The sequence below is a fragment of the Pseudomonas sp. B111 genome (genome assembly GCF_026428275.1).
GTDB lineage: Bacteria > Pseudomonadota > Gammaproteobacteria > Pseudomonadales > Pseudomonadaceae > Pseudomonas > Pseudomonas aeruginosa.
Window position 1 is genome coordinate 1670685 of sequence record NZ_CP097857.1, and the last position, 20735, is coordinate 1691419.

Here is a 20735-nt window from a genome sequence, read left to right on the forward strand (position 1 = left end):
TCAGCGGGATTCTAGCCCGGCCCGGGCAGGCTTGCCCACTGCACCAGCAGGGCTTCGAGAAGCAGGACACGGTTGAGGTTGGCCTTGTTCAACACTTTCTGCCGCTGTTGCAGCAGCCAGTCCTGCATGGCCAGCACCTTGGCCTGCCCGGACTTTTCGCCCAGGTACTGGATCACCTTGCGCATGTCGGCCAGCCCCAGCCCCTCCTCGTCGCGGGTCAACTGGTAGCGCAGGATGCCCAGCGTCCAGTCGCAGAACCAGTCGAACAGCAATGGCAGCGGCACGCTGTTCCAGCTTTCGGCCAGTGGGCTGGCGGCGATCTGCTGCTTGAGCAGCTTCTTCACCCCCTCGACCACCTGCGCGCGCTGCTCGCGCACGCCCTGGCCGTGCAGGCGCTGGGCGGTGAGCGGCGAGCCGCCGGAAAGCGCCAACAGTTCCTCCAGGGCCTCGGCCGGCTCGTCGGGCAGGGCCCGCGCCAGCCATTCCAGACTCGCCGCCGCGCCCGGCAAAGGGCAGGCCTGCTGCACGCAGCGGCTCTTGATGGTCGGCAACAGGCGGCTGGGCTGGTGGCTGATCAGCAGCAGCACGGTATCGCCCGACGGCTCTTCAAGGCTTTTCAACAGGGCGTTGGCGGCGTTCACGTTCATCGCCTCGGCGGGCTCGAGCAATACGACCTTGCGCCCGCCCAGTTGCGCGGTCTGCACCACGAAGCCAACCAGGTCGCGGACCTGGTCGACCCGGATCGGTTTCTCCGCCTCCTCCGGCTCCAGCACGAAGTAGTCCGGATGGGTACCGGCGGCCAGCAACTGGCAGGCCTTGCACTCGCCGCATGCGCCAGCGGCGGCAGGCCGCTGGCAGAGCAGTTGGGCGGCCCAATGCTCGGCCAGGGCACGCTTGCCGATCCCGGCGGGACCGTAGAGCAGATAGGCGTGGGCGTGCTGGGCGCGGCCGCCCAGTTGGCTCCAGAGCGCCTGCTGCCAGGGATAGATATCAGCCATTCAGACGCTCCAGCAGATTCGGCAGCAGCCGATCCAGGCCAGCCTGCACCTCGGCCAGCGGCAACCCGGCATCGAGCACCTGGTAACGCTCCGGGGCCTGCGCGGCGCGCTGCAGGTAGGTCTGACGCACGGCCTCGAAGAAGCGTCGGTCCTCCTGCTCGAAACGGTCGAGCCGGCCACGCGCCGCCGCCCGCGCCAGGCCGATTTCCACCGGCAGGTCGAAGACCAGCGTGAGGTCGGGCCGCAGGTCGCCCTGGACGAAGCTTTCCAGCGCGGCGATGCGCGCCTCCGGCAAACCGCGTCCGCCGCCCTGGTAGGCATAGGTGGCATCGGTGAAGCGATCGCAGAGCACCACGGCCCCGCGCGCCAGCGCCGGGCGGATGACCCCGGCGAGATGCTGGGCCCGCGCGGCGAACATCAGCAACAGCTCTGTATCGGCGGCCATCGGCTCGTCGCTGGGCGCCAGCAGCAGTTCACGGATGCGCTCGGCGAGAGGCGTGCCGCCAGGCTCGCGGGTCAACTGCACCTCGATGCCGCGCTCGCGCAGGCGCTCGGCCAGGTAGTCGCGGTTGGTGCTCTTGCCGGCCCCTTCCGGGCCCTCCAGGGTGACGAACAGGCCGGTCACACGGCACTCCTTATCTTGGCTGCGCCGCTCATTGTGGCGGCGGGGTGATAGGCGCGGGGCTGGAGCGATAGTCCGAGCGACGCTTCAACTGGTACTCGCGGACCGCCTTGTTGTGTTCGTCCAGGCTGCTGGAGAACACATGGCTGCCATCGCCGCGCGCCACGAAATACAGGGTCTCGCCCTCGGCCGGATGCAGCGCGGCGCGAATCGCCTCGCGCCCGGCCAGGGCGATCGGGGTCGGCGGCATGCCCGGCACCACATAGGTATTGTAAGGGGTCGGTTCGCGCAGGTCGGCGCGGGTGATCTTGCCGTTGTAGCGCTCGCCCATGCCATAGATCACCGTCGGATCGGTCTGCAACAGCATGCCGCGCTGCAGGCGGCGGACGAAGACGCCGGCGATCTGCGAACGCTCTTCCGGCACGCCGGTTTCCTTTTCCACCAGCGAGGCCATGATCAGCGCCTGGTAGGCGTCGCGATAAGGCAGGTCCTGGCTGCGGCCATCCCATTCCTTGGCGAGGATGGTCTGCATGCGCTGGTAGGCCTTGCGCAGTATGTCGATGTCGCGCATGCCACGGGTGTAGCGGTAGGTATCGGGGAAGAAGCGCCCTTCGGCCACTTCGTCGGGCTTGCCGAGGCGTTGCATGATCTCGCCGTCGCTCAGGCCGGCCAGGGTCTGCTCCAGCTTGCCCTGCCTGGCGAGCGCTTCGCGCACCTGGCGGAAACTCCAGCCCTCGACCAGGGTCAGGCTGTACTGCACCACCTCGCCTTCACGCCAGAGTTCCAGCAGGTCGGCGCCCGTCATCCCCGGCAAGAGGCGGTATTCACCGCTGTGCAGGGCCTGGCCCGGCAGGTTGAAACGCCAGTAGAGGCGCAGCCAGAACGCGCCATGGAGCACCTCTTCCTGCTCCAGACGTGCGAGCATGCCGCCCGGCGTGGAGCCCGAGGAAACGTCCAGCAGGCGCTCCTCGGTCAATTGCAGGGGCTGCTCCAGCGCCCGCTGCTGCTGCCATGCAGCCAGGCCGACGCAGAGGCCAACGAACAACAGGCCACTCTCCAGCAGCACCAGCAGTTTGCGCATCAAAGTCAGAAATCCAGGTCGTCGCGAAGTTGGTCTTGCAGTTTACGGGTCAGCTCGCCGACCGGCCAGACGTGCTCGTCCAATGCCCGGACCGGCCAGATGCCGAACTGGCTGTTGCACAGAAAGACCTCGTCGGCCGTCGCCAGTTCAGCCATGGAAACATCCCGTATCGCCAGCGGGACGCCGATTCCTTCGGCGCGCTCGAGCAATTCCGCGCGCATCACTCCCGCGACGCCGCAGCGCCGCAGGTCAGGCGCCACGAGGGTGCCGTCGAGAACCAGCAGCAGGTTGCTGAACACGCCCTCCACCACCCGCTCGTGCACGTCCAGCATGAGCCCTTCGGCATGCCCGGCGTCGCTCCACTCGGCACGGGCGAGGACCTGCTCCAGGCGATTGAGGTGCTTGAGGCCGGCCAGCAGGGGCTGCTCGGCCAGGCGCGTACGGCAGGCGAACAGGCGCACGCCTTGCTGCCAGTGGCGCTCGGGATAGGCCGGACGCGGCGATCCGGAGAGGATTCGCCGCGGCGAGGCCTCGGCAGGCGGCGCGTAGCCACGCAAACCCTCGCCGCGGGTGACGATCAGCTTGGCGACACCGTCGCCCAGCGCCGCGCAGAACGCCAGCAACTCCTGGCGCAACGCTGCGGCGTCGAGAGGGATCGCCAGGCGTCGACACCCCTCTTCCAGGCGCGCCAGGTGGCGTTCCAGGAGACGCGGCGTGCCGGCGCGCACCGCCAGGGTCTCGAACAGCCCGTCGCCATAGGCCAGTCCGCGATCGCGCACGGACAGCTCGGCGGCGGGCCGGCCGTCGACCCAGTCCAGCATCAGTCGGCGAACCTGCGGAACACCAGGGTGCCGTTGGTCCCGCCGAAACCGAACGAGTTCGACAGGGCCACGTCGATCTTGCGCGGCTTGGCTTCGTGGGCCACCAGGTCGAGGTCGCAACCTTCGTCCGGGTTGTCCAGGTTGATGGTCGGTGGGGCGACCTGGTCGCGCAGGGCCAGCACGCTGAAGATCGCCTCCACCGCACCGGCGGCACCCAACAGGTGGCCGGTCATCGACTTGGTCGAACTCATCGACAGCGCATGGGCATGCTCGCCGAACACGCTCTTCACCGCGGCGATCTCGGCGATGTCGCCGGCCGGGGTGGAGGTGCCATGGGCGTTGATGTAATCGACCTGACGAGGATCCAGGCCGGCATCGCGCAGCGCGTTCTTCATGCAGCGGGCGGCACCGGCTCCGTCTTCCGGCGGCGCGGTCATGTGGAAGGCGTCGCCGCTCATGCCGAAGCCAACCAGCTCGGCATAGATCCGCGCGCCGCGGGCACGGGCGTGCTCCAGTTCTTCGAGCACCAGGGCGCCGGAACCGTCGGACAGGACGAAGCCGTCGCGATCCCGGTCCCACGGACGGCTGGCACGGGTCGGCTCGTCGTTGCGAGTGGAGAGCGCGCGAGCCGCGCCGAAACCGCCCAGGCCGAGACCGCAGGCAGCCATTTCGGAACCGCCGGCGACCATCACGTCGGCCTCGCCATAGGCGATGTTGCGAGCAGCCATGCCGATGCTGTGGGTACCGGTGGTGCAGGCGGTGGTGAGGGCGTAGTTGGGCCCCTGCAGACCCAGGTGGATCGACAGGAAGCCGGAAACCATGTTGATGATCGAACCGGGCACGAAGAACGGCGAGATGCGCCGCGGCCCCTGCTCGAACAGGGATCGGCAGTTGTTCTCGATATTGGTCAGGCCGCCGATACCGGAACCCATGGATACGCCGATACGCTCACGATTGGCGTCGGTGACCTCCAGGCCGGAATCGCGAACGGCCTGGAAGCTGGCGGCGAGACCGTACTGGATGAACAGGTCGAGCTTGCGGGCTTCCTTGGCGGACAGGTATTCCTCGACATTGAAACCCTTGACCGAACCACCGAAGCGGGTGGAATAGGCGGACAGGTCCATATGCTCGATCGGGGCGATCCCGCTGCGACCGGCGAGAATACCTTCCCAACTGCTCGGGACATCCAGGCCCAGCGGCGACAGCATGCCCATGCCAGTAATGACGACGCGTCTACGCGACACTACGACTTCCTCTTTCTCATTTCACGGGGTTGCGCCGACAGACTACCAGAGTAGGTAAGGCGCTAAAGAAAAGCCGCACGCCCTTACAGGCTGTGCGGCTTTTCCACGTCGGAAAATCCGACGACTACTTATTGCTGGTGAGCAACGATGTAGTCGATGGCTTCCTGAACGGTGGTGATCTTTTCAGCTTTCTCGTCAGGGATTTCGGTCTCGAATTCCTCTTCCAGAGCCATCACCAGCTCGACGGTGTCAAGGGAGTCGGCGCCCAGGTCTTCGACGAAGGAAGCGCTGTTGGTGACTTCTTCTTCCTTCACGCCGAGTTGTTCAGCGACGATCTTCTTAACGCGTTCTTCGATGGTGCTCATACCTTGTTTTCACTCCTATGGAAAATCCGAGCAGCTGGGCTGCGGGTAAGTGTATAGAAAGGGTTTTCTGCTTTTCAAGCTGAACGCCTCACCTTCCCACGGCCACTTCGATAATTCTATCTAATAACCCGGCTGCAATTCCGCAACGAATTCTAGACAGCGCTTATGACAGACCCGAGAAAGGTAACGTCACATTCAGCTCATGTACATCCCACCATTGACCGGCACGGTGGCCCCGGTCACATAGGCTGCGCCGTCCGAAGCGAGGAAGCCGACCACCTTGGCGATCTCTTCCGCCTGCCCCAGGCGACCCAGCGGAATCTGGCCCAGCAGCGCTTCGCGCTGGGCTTCCGGCAGCTCGCGGGTCATGTCGGTGTCGATGAAGCCCGGCGCCACCGCATTCACGGTAATGGCACGCGAACCGACTTCCCGGGCCAGCGCACGGGTGAAGCCCTCCAGGCCGGCCTTCGCCGCGGCATAGTTGGTTTGCCCGGCATTGCCCATGGCGCCGACCACGGAACCGATGTTGATGATGCGCCCCCAGCGGGCCTTGGTCATACCGCGCAGAACGGCTTTCGACAGACGGTAGAGACTGTTCAGGTTGGTGTTGACCACATCGAACCACTCGTCGTCTTTCATGCGCACCAGCAGATTATCGCGGGTGATGCCGGCGTTATTGACCACGATCAGCGGTTGGCCGAGATGCTGCTGGATGTGCTCCAGGGTCGCGGCTACGGATTCGTCGCTGGAAACGTCCAGGACCAGGCCCGCACCCTCGACGCCATTGGCCTTGAGGGTTTCGGCGATCTTCTCGGCGCCGGACGCGCTGGTCGCGGTGCCGATGACCACGGCACCCAGGCGCCCCAGTTCCAGCGCAATCGCCTGGCCGATGCCACGGCTGGCGCCGGTTACCAATGCGACCTTACCTTGCAGACTCATGGGATTCTCTCCTTTCACTCTCTCTCAGGCCAGGGCGGCGCGCGTGGCGGCGAACGCCTCGACACCATCCAGGCCATGGGTATTGATGCCTTTCGCACAGCGCCTGTTGAGGCCTGCCAGGACCTTGCCCGGCCCGCACTCGACCAGCTCGGTGACGCCCTTTTCCGCCAGCAGCTGGATGCTCTCCACCCAGCGAACCGGGCTGTACAGCTGTGCCAGCAGGTCGCGGCGCAGCGTATCGAGATCAGCCGGCACGGCGGCGCTGACGTTCTGCACCAGCGCAATCTTCGGCGCCTGCCACTGCAAGCTTTCGACCGAGGCGGCGAACTGCTCGGCGGCCGGACGCATCAGTTCGCAATGCGACGGCACGCTGACCGGCAGCGCCACCGCGCGCTTGGCGCCGCGCGCCTTGCACGCCTCGATGGCACGCTCAACGGCAGCCGCGGCACCGGCGATCACTACCTGCCCCGGCGCGTTGAAGTTGACCGCGCTGACCACCTCGCCCTGGGCCGCCTCGGCACAGGCCGCCAATACATCGGCGTCTTCCAGGCCTAGGATCGCGGCCATGCCGCCCTGCCCCGCCGGAACCGCCTGCTGCATCAGTTGGCCCCTACGCTCGACCAGCTTGACCGCATCGGCGAACGCCAGGCTTTCGGCCGCGACCAGCGCGGAATATTCGCCCAGGCTGTGCCCGGCGACGAACGCCGGGCGCGCGCCGCCCTCGGCCAGCCAGAGGCGCCAGAGCGCGATCGAAACCGTGAGGATGGCCGGCTGGGTCTTGTCGGTCTGGTTCAGGTGCTCTTCAGGTCCATTCTGGACCAGCGCCCAAAGGTCGTAACCGAGCGCCTCGGAGGCCTCGGCGAAGGTATCGCGCACCAGCGCCTGCTGGGCGCCCAGCTCGGCCAGCATGCCGAGGGATTGCGAACCCTGGCCGGGGAAGACGAATGCGAGGGATGCAGACATTGAATAGGTCCCTTGTGGTCTTTTGCTCGTCGGAGATAACGCGCCAGCCGCGACTGGCGCAGGAAACTGAGTGTTGGATGGCTGCCTGGACCGCCCGGTCACACATTAGAGCAGCAGATGCTCGAGACGGCCATGCAATCGTTGCGGCAGGTTTTCCCGGACTTCCAGTGCCGCGCGACGCAAGGCGCTCTGGAAACCCTCCTCGGCGGCAGACCCATGGCTTTTCACCACTATCCCCTGCAATCCGAGGAAACTGGCGCCGTTATAGCGTGCCGGAGCGATATCGCCGCGCAGCCGGCGCAGCAGCGGCAACGCCAGCGCACCGACCAGCTTCGCCGCCAGTCCATCGCGGAAGCGCTGTTCGATCCGCGCCGACACCATGGCAGCCAGGCCTTCGCTGGCCTTCAGCAGGATGTTGCCGACGAAACCGTCGCAGACCACCACGTCGGCCTCGCCGCGATACAGGCCATCGCCCTCTATATATCCGCTGAAATTCAACCCCTGGGCCTTCTGCAACAGGCTCGCCGCCAGCTTGACCTGCTGGTTGCCCTTGATCTCCTCGGTCCCCACGTTGAGCAGGGCGACCCGGGGCGAGACGCAGCCCAAGGCCTCTGCCGCCACCGCGCCCATCACCGCGAACTGGTAGAGATGCTCGGCACTGCAATCCACGTTGGCGCCGAGGTCGAGCAGATGACAATGCCCCTTCTCGGTCGGAACCGCCGTCACCATCGCAGGGCGGTCGATACCGGGCAGGGTCTTCAGCAGGTGCCGCGACAGCGCCATCAACGCCCCGGTATTGCCGGCGCTGACGCACGCGTGCGCCCGGCCGTCGCGGACCAGCTCCAGCGCCACGCGCATGGAAGCGTCCGGCTTGCCACGCAAGGCCTGGGAGGGACGTTCGTCTGAACCTATCACTTCGCTGGCCGCATGCACGCGCAGGCGCTGCCGGTCGAGCGACGGATAGCGGGAAAGGAGTTCTTCGAGGAGGGCAGGCTGACCGACGAGGATCAGTTGCGAATAGGAATTCTCGGCCAGGAAGGCAATAGAGGCCGGAACAACGCAGTGGGGACCGAAGTCCCCACCCATTGCATCAATCGCGATGATTGGTGCGGACAAGGATTACTCGTCGGAGCCCTTGTCTACTACCTTACGGCCGCGATAGAAGCCGTCCGGGGATACGTGGTGGCGCAGGTGGACTTCACCGGTGCTCTTTTCCACGGACAGAGCATTGGACTCGAGCGCATCGTGGGAACGACGCATGTCACGAGCGGAACGAGACTTTTTGTTCTGCTGAACAGCCATGATTGATTAACTCCTAAACGTTTGGGTCACGCTTCAACTGTGCCAGTACGCTGAACGGATTAGGACGCTTGTCCTCGACTTCGCTCGACTCCGGCTCGTCTTCGACGACGAATCCAGCCGGGTGCTGACATACTTCGGGGTCATGGGCCGGAACGATGGGTAAGGCGAGCAACAGCTCGTCCTCGACCAGCGCCAGCAGGTCCAGGGGTTCCTCCCCCACTTCCAGCGCATCGTACCCCTTCGGCAGACCGTCGGCGGACTGACCTTCCCGAAGAATGGCGTAGGTATATTCGCCATGCACGGGAATGGCCGCCGCATCCAGGCAGCGTTGGCATACCATGCTCACCTCGGTATCGAGCTGCATATGCATGACCGCCAGCTTCTGGTGGTCGCGCTCGAAGGAAACCTTCACGCGCACCTCACCGGCATCGCTGGTCAGTTGCTCGCATACACGCGGCATATCGGCGAGCGCGTACACACCCTCGAGGGTGGCGCCGCGGTCGACCAACTTGCGCGGATCGATATGAGGTGGAATCGGCCCATTCAACATAAGCGCGCCATTATAGGGACGCCCCCGCGCCTGTCAAAGGAAATTAGCCATAAACCGCTGTAAGGACGAGTCTTTTCGTTAAAATCGGCCGCTCGCCATGGAGAACCTCATGCCCGACCTGATCCTCGCCTCCAGCTCCCCCTATCGACGCGAACTCCTGACCCGCCTGCGCCTTCCCTTCGAAAGCGCCAGCCCCGATATCGACGAAAGCCATCGCCCCGGGGAAAGTGCCGAGGAACTGGTGCGCCGCCTTTCCGCCAGCAAGGCCGAAGCGCTGGCCGGACGCTATCCGCAACACCTGGTGATCGGCTCCGACCAGGTCGCCGTACTCGACGGCGACATCCTCGGCAAGCCGCACACCCCCGAACGCGCCATCCAGCAGCTACGGGACGCCAGCGGCAAGAGCGTGACCTTCCTCACCGGACTGGCCCTCCTCAACAGCGCCAGCCGGCGCATCCAGGTGGCATGCGTGCCGTTCACCGTGCACTTCCGCCACCTCGACGAGAGCCGCATCCGCCGCTACGTCGAAGCGGAACGCCCATTGGACTGCGCCGGCAGCTTCAAGGCGGAAGGCCTGGGCGTCAGCCTGTTCCGCGCCACCGAAGGAGAGGACGCCACCAGCCTGGTAGGGCTGCCCCTGATCCGCCTGGTCGACATGCTCCTCGAGGAAGGCGTCGAAATCCCCTGAGCCGGCATTCCCATATCCGGCATTCCCATATAAAGAAGCCCGGCTTCGGCCGGGCTTCTTTATATAAGGAAGGGAAACGCTCTCAGCGCAATACCGGGCCCTGCCAGCCCATCCACAGCGCGAGGCGCTCCGCCACACTGGCACCGAACTTCTTGGCGAAGCGATCGAAAGGCGACTCCTGCACGGTGTAATCCTCGATCTTCTTCTCCTTCACCACTTCGCGCGCCACATAGCTGGCATTGCCCAGACCGTCGATCAAACCGAGCTGCAATGCCTGTTCGCCGGACCAGACCAGACCCGAGAACAGCTCCGGGTGCCCCTCGACCTTGAGCCGGTCGCCGCGCCCTTTTTTCACGCTGTCGATGAACTGCTTGTGGGTAGTATCCAGCACCTGCTGCCAGAACTGGGTCTCCTCGGGCTTTTGCGGCTGGAAAGGATCGAGGAACGACTTGTGCTCGCCGGAGGTATAGACGCGCCGCTCGACACCGAGCTTCTCCATGGTGCCGACGAAACCGAAGCTGGCCGCCGTCACGCCGATGGAACCGACCAGGCTGGCCTTGTCAGCGTAGATCTGGTCGGCGGCGCTGGCGATGTAGTAGGCGCCGGAGGCACCCAGGTCGCTGATCACCGCATAGACCTTGACGTTCGGGTGCTCGCCGCGCAGGCGACGAATCTCGTCATAGATATAGCCCGACTGCACCGGACTGCCGCCCGGACTGTTGATCCGCAGGACGATCCCCTTGGTACCCTCATCCTTGAACGCCGCGCGCAAGGCCGTGACGATATTGTCGGCACTGGCCGGCTCATCGTCGGCGATCATGCCCTTCACCTCGATCAGCGCCGTGTGGCTACCGCTGCGCGAGGCCGATTTCTCCAGGCTGCCGAACGGACTGAAGGCCAGCAGCACGACAAAGAGATAGATGAAGGTCAGCGACTTGAAGAATATCCCCCAGCGCCGCGCCCGCCGCTGCTCCTGGACCCCGGCGAGAACCGCCTTCTCCAGCAGCTTCCAGCTCTTGTCGTCATTCGCCTTCGGCGTTTCCGACTTCCACTCGTCAGACATGCTCAACCACTCCTGAAACCGCCTCACGTCGAGCACCGCCCAACCAGGCGCGCAACTCGGTGAAATGCTCAACTTCCAGCCGCGGCGCATAAGGCCGCAACTGCTCCAGCGATTGGGCGCCATAGGCCACCGCAACCGAATCCATCCCCGCCCGCCGCGCCATTTCCAGGTCGAACGGCGAATCACCGATCATCAGCGCCCGCCCCGGCTCGACCCGGCAGTGCGCCAGGATCTCGTGGAGCATCAACGGGTCCGGCTTGCTGGCCGTTTCGTCGGCGCAGCGGGTGATATCGAAGAAATCGCTCCAGCCATGCCCCGCCAGCACCCGGTCCAGGCCGCGCCGACTCTTGCCGGTGGCGACCGCCAGGCGGAACCCGGCCTCGCGAAAATGCACCATGGCTTCGGCCACGCCGGGGAACAACCGCGACGGCTGCGCTTCCTGCGCCAGGTAATGCTCGCTGTAGGCACACCGGAAACGCTCGACCAGAGCAGGATCGCCAACCTCCGGATAGAGCGAAGCGATCGCCTCGGGCAAGCCGAGGCCGATGATGCCCTTGATCCGGGTATCGTCCCGCTCCGGCAGAGCGGTTTCCCGCGCCGCTGCCTTCATCGAATCGACGATGCGCGCGATCGAGTCGACCAGGGTGCCGTCCCAATCGAATACCAGCAACGCGTAGTCAGTCATTCAAACGCTCCAGCGAACGCTGCCACATCTCGTCCACCGGCGCCTCCAGCTCCAGCACCTGCCCGTCGGGCAGCGGCACGCGCAACTGCGCGGCATGCAGGAACAGGCGCTTGCCGCCCAGCTCGCGGATCTCGCGGGAGAAATCCTCGTCGCCATACTTCGGGTCGCCGGCGATGGCATGCCCGGCGTGCTTGGCATGCACGCGGATCTGGTGGGTCCGCCCGGTGATCGGGCGCGCTTCCACCAGGGTGGCGAAATCGCCGAAGCGACGCAGCACCCGGAACTCGGTCAGCGCGTCCTTGCCCTCGACGTTCACCTCGACCATCCGCTCGCCCGAACGCAGGTTGTTCTTCAGCAGCGGCGCGCGCACGTTCTTCTTGCCAGCCGGCCAGTGGCCACGGACCAGGGCGTGATAGCGCTTGTCGACGATCTTCTCGCCCCGCAGGGCCTCATGCAGGTGACGCAACATGCTGCGCTTCTTGGCGATCATCAGCAGGCCGGAGGTATCGCGATCGAGACGATGCACCAATTCGATATCCTTGGCATCGGGGCGCAACTGGCGAAACACCTCGATGACCCCGGCGCTCACGCCGCTGCCGCCATGCACGGCGATCCCGGCGGGCTTGTTGACCACGACCAGCGCCTTGTCCTCGTAGACGATCGCCGCCTCCATCCGCTCCAGCAGCCCCTGCGCCAGCGGCGCCGGCTCATCGCGCTCGGCCAGGCGCAGCGGCGGCACGCGCACCTGGTCTCCGGCCTGGAGCCGATAGTCGGGCTTGATCCGCCCCTTGTTCACGCGCACTTCGCCCTTACGCAGGATGCGATAGATCAGGGTCTTGGGCGCACCCTTGAGACGGGCGATAAGGAAATTGTCGATACGTTGACCAGCCAGTTCCGGCGGCACATCGAGCAGCTGGACACCGGTGGTCGGAGAGGCGGGAGTAGTCATCCGTACATCATAACAATTTTTCATTCAATTGAAGCACTTAATCATTGCTGCTATAGTCGGGAAGCCGCCATAAGCGGCCTGGCCTGCGGATGATTGCCAACCTGCATTTCCCCCTCGCCTGCAAACACTTTGAACGGACGTCAGGCCGTCCTACAGAGGCGTTTCAGCGGAAATACGAAAATTTCCAACCCGCTAACGACTCGAAACCAAAGCCTTGAAACATGAGCCGCGACCACTTCGGTGAGCGCGAGATGCCAACCCGCTCCGGATACTGCGAGCGGCGCCCGATTCTTAAGGAACATGTGTAGGGTGGAGATGTACGGCTGTTGGACTGCGTAGCTTCTAGCTTGATCCAGACGCATTTTTCGTCCGCCTCCGACAGCCGATTCCTCCTCCTGACTCAAGTGCTTCTGAAACACAGGAAGCAGGAGACGTAGTCGCGGACCGGCACCCAGTGCCGAGCGCCGCTGGACACGGGAATGGCCCGCCATTCCTGAATACGCGCCCGAGCACCGACCGTGAGAGTCGTGTGTGCCGATCGCCGTTTCCGGTAGCCCCGGAAACCATTGGTACTACATGAAAAGAATGCTGATCAACGCGACTCAACCCGAGGAGTTGCGTGTTGCACTGGTCGACGGCCAACGCCTGTTCGACCTCGACATCGAGTCGGGCGCCCGCGAGCAGAAGAAGGCCAACATCTACAAAGGCCGCATCACTCGCGTCGAACCCAGCCTCGAAGCCGCCTTCGTCGACTTCGGCGCCGAACGCCACGGCTTCCTCCCCCTCAAAGAAATCTCCCGCGAATACTTCAAGAAATCCCCCGAAGGCCGGATCAACATCAAGGAAGTCCTGAGCGAAGGCCAGGAAGTCATCGTCCAGGTCGAGAAGGAAGAGCGCGGCAACAAGGGCGCCGCCCTGACCACCTTCATCAGCCTGGCCGGCCGTTACCTGGTGCTGATGCCGAACAACCCGCGCGCCGGCGGCATCTCCCGCCGTATCGAAGGCGAAGAACGCAACGAGCTGCGCGAGGCCCTGAACGGCCTCAACGCACCGGCCGACATGGGCCTGATCGTGCGCACCGCCGGCCTCGGCCGCAGCACCGAGGAACTGCAGTGGGACCTCGACTACCTGCTGCAACTGTGGAGCGCGATCAAGGAAGCGTCCGGCGAACGTGGCGCGCCCTTCCTGATCTACCAGGAAAGCAACGTCATCATCCGCGCCATCCGCGACTACCTGCGCCAGGACATCGGCGAAGTGCTGATCGACAGCATCGACGCCCAGGAAGAAGCCCTGAACTTCATCCGCCAGGTGATGCCGCAGTACGCCAGCAAGGTGAAGCTGTACCAGGACAGCGTTCCGCTGTTCAATCGCTTCCAGATCGAGAGCCAGATCGAGACCGCCTTCCAGCGTGAAGTGAAGCTGCCGTCCGGCGGCTCCATCGTCATCGACCCGACCGAGGCCCTGGTTTCCATCGACATCAACTCGGCGCGCGCCACCAAGGGCGGCGACATCGAGGAAACCGCCCTGCAGACCAACCTGGAAGCGGCCGAGGAAATCGCCCGCCAGCTGCGCCTGCGTGACATCGGCGGCCTGATCGTCATCGACTTCATCGACATGACCCCGGCGAAGAACCAGCGCGCCGTGGAAGAGCGTGTCCGCGAAGCCCTCGAGGCCGACCGCGCGCGCGTCCAGGTCGGTCGCATCTCGCGCTTCGGCCTGCTGGAAATGTCCCGCCAGCGCCTGCGTCCGTCCCTCGGCGAGACCAGCGGCATCGTCTGCCCGCGCTGCAACGGCCAGGGCATCATCCGCGATGTCGAGTCGCTGTCGCTGGCCATCCTGCGCCTGATCGAGGAAGAAGCCCTGAAGGACCGCACCGCGGAAGTCCGCGCCCGCGTGCCCTTCCAGGTCGCCGCCTTCCTGCTCAACGAGAAGCGCAACGCCATCACCAAGATCGAACTGCGCACCCGCGCGCGCATCTTCATCCTGCCGGACGATCATCTGGAAACCCCGCATTTCGAAGTCCAGCGTCTGCGCGATGACAGCCCCGAACTGGTTGCCGGCCAGACCAGCTACGAAATGGCCACCGTCGAGCACGAAGAAGCCCAGCCGGTCAGCTCGACCCGCACCCTGGTCCGCCAGGAAGCAGCAGTCAAGACCGTCGCTCCCCAGCAGCCCGCACCGCAACACACCGAAGCACCGGTCGAGCCGGCCAAGCCGATGCCCGAGCCGAGCCTGTTCCAGGGCCTGGTGAAGTCCCTGGTCGGCCTGTTCGCAGGCAAGGATCAACCTGCCGCCAAGCCTGCTGAAACCAGCAAGCCGGCTGCCGAGCGCCAAACCCGCCAGGACGAGCGTCGCAACGGCCGCCAGCAGAACCGCCGCCGCGATGGCCGCGACGGCAATCGCCGCGACGAAGAGCGCAAGCCCCGCGAGGAACGCGCAGAGCGCCAACCGCGCGAAGAGCGCGCCGAACGCCCGAACCGCGAAGAGCGCAGCGAACGCCGCCGCGAAGAGCGCGCCGAGCGCCCGGCTCGCGAGGAGCGCCAGCCGCGCGAAGGCCGTGAAGAGCGCGCCGAGCGGACGCCCCGCGAAGAACGCCAGCCGCGCGAAGGCCGCGAAGGTCGCGAGGAACGCAGCGAACGCCGCCGCGAAGAGCGCGCCGAACGCCCAGCTCGCGAAGAGCGCCAACCCCGCGAAGGCCGTGAAGAACGCGCCGAGCGCCCGGCCCGCGAAGAGCGCCAGCCGCGCGAGGATCGCCAGGCTCGCGACGCCGCGGCCCTGGAAGCCGAGGCGCTGCCGAACGACGAGAGCCTGGAGCAGGACGAGCAGGACGATACCGATGGCGAGCGCCCGCGCCGCCGCTCCCGCGGCCAGCGTCGTCGCAGCAACCGCCGCGAACGCCAGCGCGAGGTCAGCGGCGAGCTGGAAGGCAGCGAGGCGACCGATAACGCCGCCGCGCCGCTGAACACCGTCGCAGCCGCCGCTGCTGCCGGTATCGCTGTCGCCAGCGAAGCCGTAGAAGCAAACGTGGAGCAAGCCCCGGCCACTACCAGCGAGGCTGCCAGCGAAACCACGGCAAGCGATGAAACCGACGCACCGACCAGCGAAGCCGTGGAAACCCAGGGCGCGGACAGCGAGGCCAATGCCGGCGAAACCGCCGACATCGAAGCGCCGGTGACCGTCAGCGTGGTCCGGGACGAAGCCGACCAGAGCACCCTGCTGGTCGCGCAAGTCACTGAAGAAGCTCCCTTCGCCAGCGAAAGCGTGGAAAGCCGCGAAGACGCCGAGAGCGCCGTGCAACCGGCAACGGAAGCGGCCGAAGAAGTTGCCGCCCCGGCGCCCGTCGAGGTAGCAGCCCCTAGCGAGCCCGCAGCCACCGAGGAGCCGACCCCGGCCATCGCGGCGGTGCCGGCCAACGCGACCGGCCGTGCCCTCAACGACCCACGGGAAAAACGTCGCCTGCAACGCGAAGCCGAGCGTCTGGCACGCGAAGCCGCAGCAGCAGCCGAAGCGGCAGCTCAGGCCGCTCCCGCCGTCGAGGAGATCCCAGCTGTAGCGAGCGAGGAAGCGTCGGCCCAGGAGGAACCTGCTGCACCCCAGGCTGAAGAAATCGCCCAGGCCGACGTTCCGTCCCAGGCGGACGAAGCCCAGGAAGCGGTACAGGCCGAGCCTGAAGCTTCCGGCGAAGACGCCGCCGACACGGAGCACGCGAAAAAGACCGAGGAAAGCGAAACCTCGCGCCCGCATGCCTGAGTGACAGGCTGAAAAAAGGGGATGCCATGGCATCCCCTTTTTTTGCGCGCCATTCCGCGGCACTCCGGCATACCGCCCGTCATGACCAGAGCCGCCGAACACGCACAATGAAAAAGGGATGCCGCCGGCATCCCTTTTTCATTCTCCAGCCGCACCCTCAGTAGAGATTGGGTTCAGGCTCCAATTCGACGCCGAAACGCCGACGGACGTCCTCCTGGATACGCTCGGCCAATGCCCGGACCTGGGCACCAGTGGCGCCGCCATGGTTGACCAGGACCAGCGCCTGCTGCGCGTGTACCCCCACCGGGCCATCGCGGAAACCCTTCCAGCCACCCTTGTCGATGAGCCAGCCTGCAGCCAGCTTCAGCCGACCGTCCGCCTGCGGATAGCCGACCAGATCCGGGAAGGCCTGACGCAAGCGTTCGGCCTGCGCCGCATCCACCAGCGGGTTCTTGAAGAAGCTGCCGGCATTGCCCAATACGGCGGGGTCGGGCAGCTTTTCCCGGCGAATGGCGCAGATTACCCGGCTTACGTCCCTGGCCGTCGGACTGGCGATGCCCTCCTCCTCCAGGCGCTGGCGTACCGGCCCGTAGTCCAGGTGCAGCCTCTCCCGCCGTGTCAGGCGCAGGCGCACGCGGAGGATCAGCCAGCGATCCGGCTCCTGCTTGAACAGGCTGTCGCGGTAGCCGAAACGGCAGGCCTGGCGATCGAACTCACGCAGGGTTCCATCCTGGCGATCCAGCGCCGTCAGGCTGTCGAAGACATCCTTCAGCTCCACGCCATAGGCGCCGATGTTCTGCATCGGCGCCGCACCCACGGTGCCGGGAATCAGACTGAGATTTTCCAGACCGGCCAGGCCCCGCTCCAGGCTCCATTGCACGAATGGGTCCCAGGCCTCGCCCGCCTCCGCCTCGACCAGCACCGAATCCGCGGCATCGGAAACAATTCGCCGCCCCTGGCTGGCCATGCGCAAAACCAGCGCCTCGACGTCACGGGTCAGCAGCAGGTTGCTGCCACCACCGATCACCAGCAGCGGCAATCCACGCTCCCGAGCCAGGGCCAGGGCCTCGCGCACATCAGCCTCGTCCCGGGCGTGGGCCAGCAGGCGGGCGCGCACGTCGATGCCGAAGGTGTTATAGGGCTTCAGCGAGCAATGCTCTTGCAGTTCCAGGCTCACAGTCGCCCCTTGGCTTCGATCAACAGACGGTCGCAGGCATGTTCGATCAGGTCGAGGACCTGCTCGAAGCCTTCTTCGCCGCCATAGTAGGGATCGGGCACTTCGTCCCGCTCGGATCCGTAGCGACGCAGGAACAGATCCAGTTCGGCGGCACCGCGCCCGGCACGCAGGGTCTCGAGGTCAGCCAGGTTGGACAGGTCCATGGCCAGGATCAGGTCATGGCAGGAGAAATCCTCGATGCCGACCTGGCGTCCACGCAGTGCCGACAGGTCGTAGCCACGCCTTTGCGCGGCCAGGCGGGTGCGCTGGTCAGGCGCCTTGCCGACATGCCAGCCGGCGGTGCCAGCGGAATCGACATGGATACGGGAGGCCAGACCGGCCTCCTCGACCTTGCGCCGGAACACGCCTTCGGCGGTGGGCGACCGGCAGATGTTGCCCAGGCAGACGAACAGGACGCGCATCAGTCCCCCAGCACGCGGCGAACGCGTTCGAGGTCTTCCGGCGTATCCACGCCCGGAAGCATGGTTTCGCGGGCATCGGCCACATGGATTCGCACCCCGTGCCAGAGCGCGCGCAATTGCTCGAGGCTTTCGGCGTTCTCCAGCCAGCACGGTCCCCAGGCGACGAAATCGGCAAGGAAACCCACGCGATAGGCGTAGATGCCGATGTGGCGACGATAGGGCACGCCCTCCGGCAGGCTGTCGCGATCGCGGGCGAAGGCGTCGCGAGCCCAGGGCAAGGGCGCACGACTGAAAGTCAGGGCCAGGCCGTCGATGTCGGTGGCGACCTTGACCACGTTCGGATTGAACAGCGCGGAGACCTCATGGATCGGCTCGGCCAGGGTAGCGATGGCGGCTTCCGGGTGCGCCGCCAGGTTGGCCGCCACCTGATCGATGAGCGCAGGGGGGATCAGCGGCTCGTCGCCCTGGACGTTGACCACGATGGCATCGCTGGCCAGGCCGAGCCGGGAAGCGACTTCCTCCAGGCGATCGGTGCCGGAGTTGTGCTCGGCACGCGTCAGCAGCGCCTCGGCGCCGAACCCCTGGCACGCCGCCAGGATGCGTTCGTCGTCGGTGGCGACGACCACGCGGCTGGCGGCGCTCTTGCGGGCCTGGTTCCAGACACGCTGGATCATTGGCTGGCCGGCGATATCCTGCAATGGCTTGCCGGGCAGACGAGTGGAGGCGTAGCGGGCGGGAATGACGACAGTGAACGCCTGGGTCATTACTTGTCCAGCCGCTCGTCCACGTTCAGGGAGCGAGCCTCGCTCTCCAGCATCACCGGGATGCCGTCGCGGATCGGATAGGCCAGGCCAGCCTGCTTGCTGATCAGTTCGGTCTTGTCTTCGCTGAGCACCAGCGGGCCCTTGGTCAACGGGCAGGCAAGAATATCGAGGAGTTTCGGGTCCATGGCGGAGTCCTTCATACAATGGCGGCACGGCCGCCGGTCAGCGCGCCAGGAGATGCTCGAGTCGGGCGTCGAACCAGGCGACGAATGCAGGGGAAGGCACCGCATCGACCGCCAGGTACCACCAGTCGGCCGCTGCGAAAGCCCGGCATTTAACGGCATCCTTCTCGGTCATCAGCAGCGGCAGCGGCGGGCTGAACGCCAGTTCGGCCGCCGTGTAGGTCGCGTGATCCGGGAAGGCATGCGGAATCGCCCGCCAGTGTAGCGCCTCGAGCGTCCTGAAGAAACGCTGCGGATTGCCGATCCCGGCCAGGGCGTGGACTTCCTGGCCCGCGGGAAAATGCTCCAGCGGTCGGCGCTCGCCGCTCTGCAGGTTGATCAGCGCAGTAGGCTGCAAGCGGAATGCGTAACCGCCGTCAGGATCCTCGTCGGCGCCGTTGTAAAGCAGCGCGTCGACGCTTTGCAGACGCTCCGCCGGTTCGCGCAACGGACCGGCCGGCAGGCAACGACCATTGCCGAGACCGCGCGCGGCATCGATCAGCACCAGCTCCAGATCGCGCGCCAGGCGATAGTGCTGCAAGCCATCGTCGCAGAGGACCAGGTCCAACTGCTCTTCGGCGAGCAGCGCCTGCAGGGCGCGCGGACGATCCGGGTCGATCATCAGCGGCACGCCGCTGCGCCGGACGATCATCAGCGGTTCGTCGCCGGCCTCCGCGGCGTCCTGCTCGGCCCGCACCCGCCACGGCGTGGTGGGCGGCCGGGCACCATAGCCGCGGCTGATCACGCCAACCCGCAAGCCGCGAGCCCTGCAGTGCTCGATCATCCAGAGGATCATCGGCGTCTTGCCGGTTCCGCCGACGGTGATGTTGCCTACCACCAGCACCGGCAGCGGCGCCCGATAGGCGGGCTTGCGCCCGGACAGGAAGTCCGCCCGGCGGCCGTTCGCCACCCGGCGATAGAGAGCCTCCAGCGGACGCAGCAACGCCAGCGCCGGATGCCCCTGGTACCAGGCGGCGAGCAGCCGCTCGGAGAACGACATCAGGGCTTGGCCGCCGTGTTCTCGACCGTGGTGATGCGCAGGTGGACGAAGCCCAGCTTGCCCGCTGCGTCCATCGCCGTGACCACCGACTGGTGGGTGGACTTGGCATCGGCGCTGATCACCACCGGCAGGTTGTTGTCGCCCGCCGATTCACGCTGCATCGCCGCCATCAGGGTGGCCAGGTCGCTCTTGGCCAGCGCCTGCCCGTTCAGGGCGTAGTGCCCCTCGGCATCCACCGAGAGTTCCAGTTGCTTCTGCTCGGTGCCGGCGGTTTCGCCGCTCTCCGCCGATGGCAGCTCGATGTTGAGCTGCTCGGGGCGGGTGAAGGTGGTACTGACCACGAAGAACAGCAGCAGGACGAAGATCACGTCGATCAGCGACGCCAGGTTGATGAAGACGTCTTCACGGGCGGCACCCGCCCGTCTGCGGCGGAATTTCACGCTTTGCCTTCCTCGACGTAGTCGACTTCACGATCGCCCTGCACCACTTCCACCAGCTTGATGGCCTCCTGCTCCATGGCGATCACCAGTTCGTCGACCCGCCGCAGCAGGTAGCGATGGAAGAACACCGCCGGAATCGCCACCAGCAGGCCGGCGGCGGTGGTGATCAATGCCTTGGAGATGCCCGCGGCGAGCATCGGCGAGTTGGCCATGCCGTTGTCCATGAAGGCGCCGAAGATCTGGATCATGCCGAACACCGTGCCCAGCAGGCCCAGCAGCGGCGCCATCGCGGCGATGGTGCCGAGGGCGTTGAGGTAGCGCTCCAGCTCGTGGATGACACCGGAAGCAGCCTCCTCGATGCACTCCTTCATGATCTCGCGGCCGTGCTTGGAGTTGGCCAGGCCGGCGGCGAGGATCTCTCCCAGCGGCGAGTTGGCGCGCAGGTCCTTGAGCTTCTGGGCGCTCAGTTGCTTGCCCTTGATCTGCTTCCACACCTGGCCGAGCAGCTCGGGCGGCGCGACGCGGCTCTTGCGCAGCGTCCACAGGCGCTCCGCGACGATGGCGGTGGCGGCGATCGAACTCAGAATGATCGGCAGCATCATCCAGCCGCCGGCTTGAACCAGTTCCCACACAGTGGCATATCCCCGAAAAA

General features: G+C 65.8%; 23 protein-coding genes. 2 read left to right on the top strand and 21 right to left on the bottom strand.

Features of this window, described 5'->3' with window-relative positions:
• Positions 1-11 precede the first annotated feature (11 nt).
• The 11 genes from M6E97_RS08010 to M6E97_RS08060 form a co-directional block, all read right to left on the bottom strand.
• Entirely contained in the window at positions 12-998 is a 987-nt protein-coding gene (locus M6E97_RS08010) for a DNA polymerase III subunit delta' (protein ID WP_033938017.1), read from the bottom strand.
• Positions 991-1623, bottom strand: a complete 633-nt coding sequence (gene tmk / locus M6E97_RS08015; protein WP_003091125.1) for a dTMP kinase — start codon at positions 1621-1623, stop codon at positions 991-993. Before tmk ends, M6E97_RS08010 begins: the two co-directional genes overlap by 8 nt.
• A 28-nt stretch (positions 1624-1651) precedes the next feature.
• Positions 1652-2701, bottom strand: coding sequence for an endolytic transglycosylase MltG (mltG, locus tag M6E97_RS08020; protein ID WP_003130717.1), 1050 nt, complete (start codon positions 2699-2701; stop codon positions 1652-1654).
• Positions 2702-2706: 5 nt separating this feature from the next.
• The gene (pabC, locus tag M6E97_RS08025) at positions 2707-3522 is read right to left on the bottom strand and encodes an aminodeoxychorismate lyase (protein WP_003110198.1); all 816 of its coding nucleotides are present in this window, start codon (positions 3520-3522) and stop codon (positions 2707-2709) included.
• Entirely contained in the window at positions 3522-4766 is a 1245-nt protein-coding gene (gene fabF / locus M6E97_RS08030) for a beta-ketoacyl-ACP synthase II (protein ID WP_003104132.1), read from the bottom strand. The genes pabC and fabF overlap by 1 nt, the downstream gene beginning before the upstream one ends.
• Positions 4767-4894: 128 nt before the next feature.
• Positions 4895-5131 (bottom strand): acyl carrier protein, encoded by a 237-nt coding sequence (gene acpP / locus M6E97_RS08035; protein ID WP_003091135.1) that lies wholly within the window; start codon positions 5129-5131, stop codon positions 4895-4897.
• Positions 5132-5326: 195 nt separating this feature from the next.
• On the bottom strand, positions 5327-6070 hold the full coding sequence (gene fabG / locus M6E97_RS08040; RefSeq protein ID WP_003091137.1) for a 3-oxoacyl-ACP reductase FabG: 744 nt from the start codon (positions 6068-6070) through the stop codon (positions 5327-5329).
• A 24-nt stretch (positions 6071-6094) separates the two neighbouring features.
• On the bottom strand, positions 6095-7033 hold the full coding sequence (fabD, locus tag M6E97_RS08045; protein WP_003104134.1) for an ACP S-malonyltransferase: 939 nt from the start codon (positions 7031-7033) through the stop codon (positions 6095-6097).
• Positions 7034-7138: 105 nt separating this feature from the next.
• Positions 7139-8149 (bottom strand): phosphate acyltransferase PlsX, encoded by a 1011-nt coding sequence (gene plsX / locus M6E97_RS08050; RefSeq protein ID WP_071534418.1) that lies wholly within the window; start codon positions 8147-8149, stop codon positions 7139-7141.
• Between the two features lie 3 nt (positions 8150-8152).
• Complete coding sequence (gene rpmF / locus M6E97_RS08055) at positions 8153-8335, bottom strand: 50S ribosomal protein L32 (protein ID WP_003091143.1); 183 nt, start codon at positions 8333-8335, stop codon at positions 8153-8155.
• A 13-nt stretch (positions 8336-8348) separates the two neighbouring features.
• The gene (locus M6E97_RS08060; RefSeq protein WP_003091144.1) at positions 8349-8885 is read right to left on the bottom strand and encodes a YceD family protein; all 537 of its coding nucleotides are present in this window, start codon (positions 8883-8885) and stop codon (positions 8349-8351) included.
• Between the two features lie 109 nt (positions 8886-8994).
• Between M6E97_RS08060 and M6E97_RS08065 the strand changes: the two genes are divergently transcribed.
• Complete coding sequence (locus tag M6E97_RS08065; RefSeq protein WP_003110197.1) at positions 8995-9573, top strand: Maf family protein; 579 nt, start codon at positions 8995-8997, stop codon at positions 9571-9573.
• A gap of 82 nt (positions 9574-9655) precedes the next feature.
• On the opposite strand, the gene sppA is transcribed toward M6E97_RS08065, so the two are convergent.
• From sppA to rluC, 3 genes are read right to left on the bottom strand one after another with little or no spacing between them, the layout of a single operon-like run.
• Positions 9656-10636, bottom strand: a complete 981-nt coding sequence (sppA, locus tag M6E97_RS08070) for a signal peptide peptidase SppA (RefSeq protein ID WP_003091146.1) — start codon at positions 10634-10636, stop codon at positions 9656-9658.
• Positions 10629-11321 (bottom strand): HAD-IA family hydrolase, encoded by a 693-nt coding sequence (locus M6E97_RS08075; RefSeq protein WP_003104140.1) that lies wholly within the window; start codon positions 11319-11321, stop codon positions 10629-10631. Before M6E97_RS08075 ends, sppA begins: the two co-directional genes overlap by 8 nt.
• Positions 11314-12270: a 23S rRNA pseudouridine(955/2504/2580) synthase RluC gene (gene rluC, locus M6E97_RS08080; protein WP_033938018.1), complete on the bottom strand. Its 957-nt coding sequence runs from the start codon at positions 12268-12270 to the stop codon at positions 11314-11316. The genes M6E97_RS08075 and rluC overlap by 8 nt, the downstream gene beginning before the upstream one ends.
• A gap of 576 nt (positions 12271-12846) precedes the next feature.
• Here rluC and rne point away from each other — a divergent pair.
• The gene (gene rne / locus M6E97_RS08085) at positions 12847-16020 is read left to right on the top strand and encodes a ribonuclease E (RefSeq protein WP_003130697.1); all 3174 of its coding nucleotides are present in this window, start codon (positions 12847-12849) and stop codon (positions 16018-16020) included.
• A gap of 157 nt (positions 16021-16177) precedes the next feature.
• On the opposite strand, the gene murB is transcribed toward rne, so the two are convergent.
• Genes murB through M6E97_RS08120 form a run of 7 tightly spaced genes read right to left on the bottom strand, consistent with a single transcriptional unit; the run spans position 16178 to position 20715 of the window.
• Positions 16178-17197 (bottom strand): UDP-N-acetylmuramate dehydrogenase, encoded by a 1020-nt coding sequence (gene murB, locus M6E97_RS08090; RefSeq protein WP_003091153.1) that lies wholly within the window; start codon positions 17195-17197, stop codon positions 16178-16180.
• Positions 17194-17658: a low molecular weight protein-tyrosine-phosphatase gene (locus tag M6E97_RS08095; RefSeq protein ID WP_003091154.1), complete on the bottom strand. Its 465-nt coding sequence runs from the start codon at positions 17656-17658 to the stop codon at positions 17194-17196. Before M6E97_RS08095 ends, murB begins: the two co-directional genes overlap by 4 nt.
• Positions 17658-18422, bottom strand: coding sequence for a 3-deoxy-manno-octulosonate cytidylyltransferase (kdsB, locus tag M6E97_RS08100; RefSeq protein ID WP_003130694.1), 765 nt, complete (start codon positions 18420-18422; stop codon positions 17658-17660). The genes M6E97_RS08095 and kdsB overlap by 1 nt, the downstream gene beginning before the upstream one ends.
• Positions 18422-18607: a Trm112 family protein gene (locus tag M6E97_RS08105; protein ID WP_003091157.1), complete on the bottom strand. Its 186-nt coding sequence runs from the start codon at positions 18605-18607 to the stop codon at positions 18422-18424. Before M6E97_RS08105 ends, kdsB begins: the two co-directional genes overlap by 1 nt.
• A gap of 37 nt (positions 18608-18644) precedes the next feature.
• Positions 18645-19643: a tetraacyldisaccharide 4'-kinase gene (lpxK, locus tag M6E97_RS08110; RefSeq protein WP_003130692.1), complete on the bottom strand. Its 999-nt coding sequence runs from the start codon at positions 19641-19643 to the stop codon at positions 18645-18647.
• Entirely contained in the window at positions 19643-20083 is a 441-nt protein-coding gene (locus tag M6E97_RS08115; protein WP_003091161.1) for an ExbD/TolR family protein, read from the bottom strand. Before M6E97_RS08115 ends, lpxK begins: the two co-directional genes overlap by 1 nt.
• Entirely contained in the window at positions 20080-20715 is a 636-nt protein-coding gene (locus M6E97_RS08120) for a MotA/TolQ/ExbB proton channel family protein (RefSeq protein ID WP_003091163.1), read from the bottom strand. The genes M6E97_RS08115 and M6E97_RS08120 overlap by 4 nt, the downstream gene beginning before the upstream one ends.
• Positions 20716-20735 lie beyond the last annotated feature (20 nt).

Coding starts and splice junctions, on each gene's coding strand:
- M6E97_RS08010 (WP_033938017.1), bottom strand. CDS start 998: ATGGCTGATATCTATCCCTGGCAGCAGGCGCTCTGGAGCCAACTGGGC.
- mltG (WP_003130717.1), bottom strand. CDS start 2,701: ATGCGCAAACTGCTGGTGCTGCTGGAGAGTGGCCTGTTGTTCGTTGGC.
- pabC (WP_003110198.1), bottom strand. CDS start 3,522: ATGCTGGACTGGGTCGACGGCCGGCCCGCCGCCGAGCTGTCCGTGCGC.
- acpP (WP_003091135.1), bottom strand. CDS start 5,131: ATGAGCACCATCGAAGAACGCGTTAAGAAGATCGTCGCTGAACAACTC.
- fabG (WP_003091137.1), bottom strand. CDS start 6,070: ATGAGTCTGCAAGGTAAGGTCGCATTGGTAACCGGCGCCAGCCGTGGC.
- fabD (WP_003104134.1), bottom strand. CDS start 7,033: ATGTCTGCATCCCTCGCATTCGTCTTCCCCGGCCAGGGTTCGCAATCC.
- rpmF (WP_003091143.1), bottom strand. CDS start 8,335: ATGGCTGTTCAGCAGAACAAAAAGTCTCGTTCCGCTCGTGACATGCGT.
- M6E97_RS08060 (WP_003091144.1), bottom strand. CDS start 8,885: ATGTTGAATGGGCCGATTCCACCTCATATCGATCCGCGCAAGTTGGTC.
- M6E97_RS08065 (WP_003110197.1), top strand. CDS start 8,995: ATGCCCGACCTGATCCTCGCCTCCAGCTCCCCCTATCGACGCGAACTC.
- sppA (WP_003091146.1), bottom strand. CDS start 10,636: ATGTCTGACGAGTGGAAGTCGGAAACGCCGAAGGCGAATGACGACAAG.
- M6E97_RS08075 (WP_003104140.1), bottom strand. CDS start 11,321: ATGACTGACTACGCGTTGCTGGTATTCGATTGGGACGGCACCCTGGTC.
- rluC (WP_033938018.1), bottom strand. CDS start 12,270: ATGACTACTCCCGCCTCTCCGACCACCGGTGTCCAGCTGCTCGATGTG.
- rne (WP_003130697.1), top strand. CDS start 12,847: ATGAAAAGAATGCTGATCAACGCGACTCAACCCGAGGAGTTGCGTGTT.
- M6E97_RS08095 (WP_003091154.1), bottom strand. CDS start 17,658: ATGCGCGTCCTGTTCGTCTGCCTGGGCAACATCTGCCGGTCGCCCACC.
- kdsB (WP_003130694.1), bottom strand. CDS start 18,422: ATGACCCAGGCGTTCACTGTCGTCATTCCCGCCCGCTACGCCTCCACT.
- M6E97_RS08105 (WP_003091157.1), bottom strand. CDS start 18,607: ATGGACCCGAAACTCCTCGATATTCTTGCCTGCCCGTTGACCAAGGGC.
- lpxK (WP_003130692.1), bottom strand. CDS start 19,643: ATGTCGTTCTCCGAGCGGCTGCTCGCCGCCTGGTACCAGGGGCATCCG.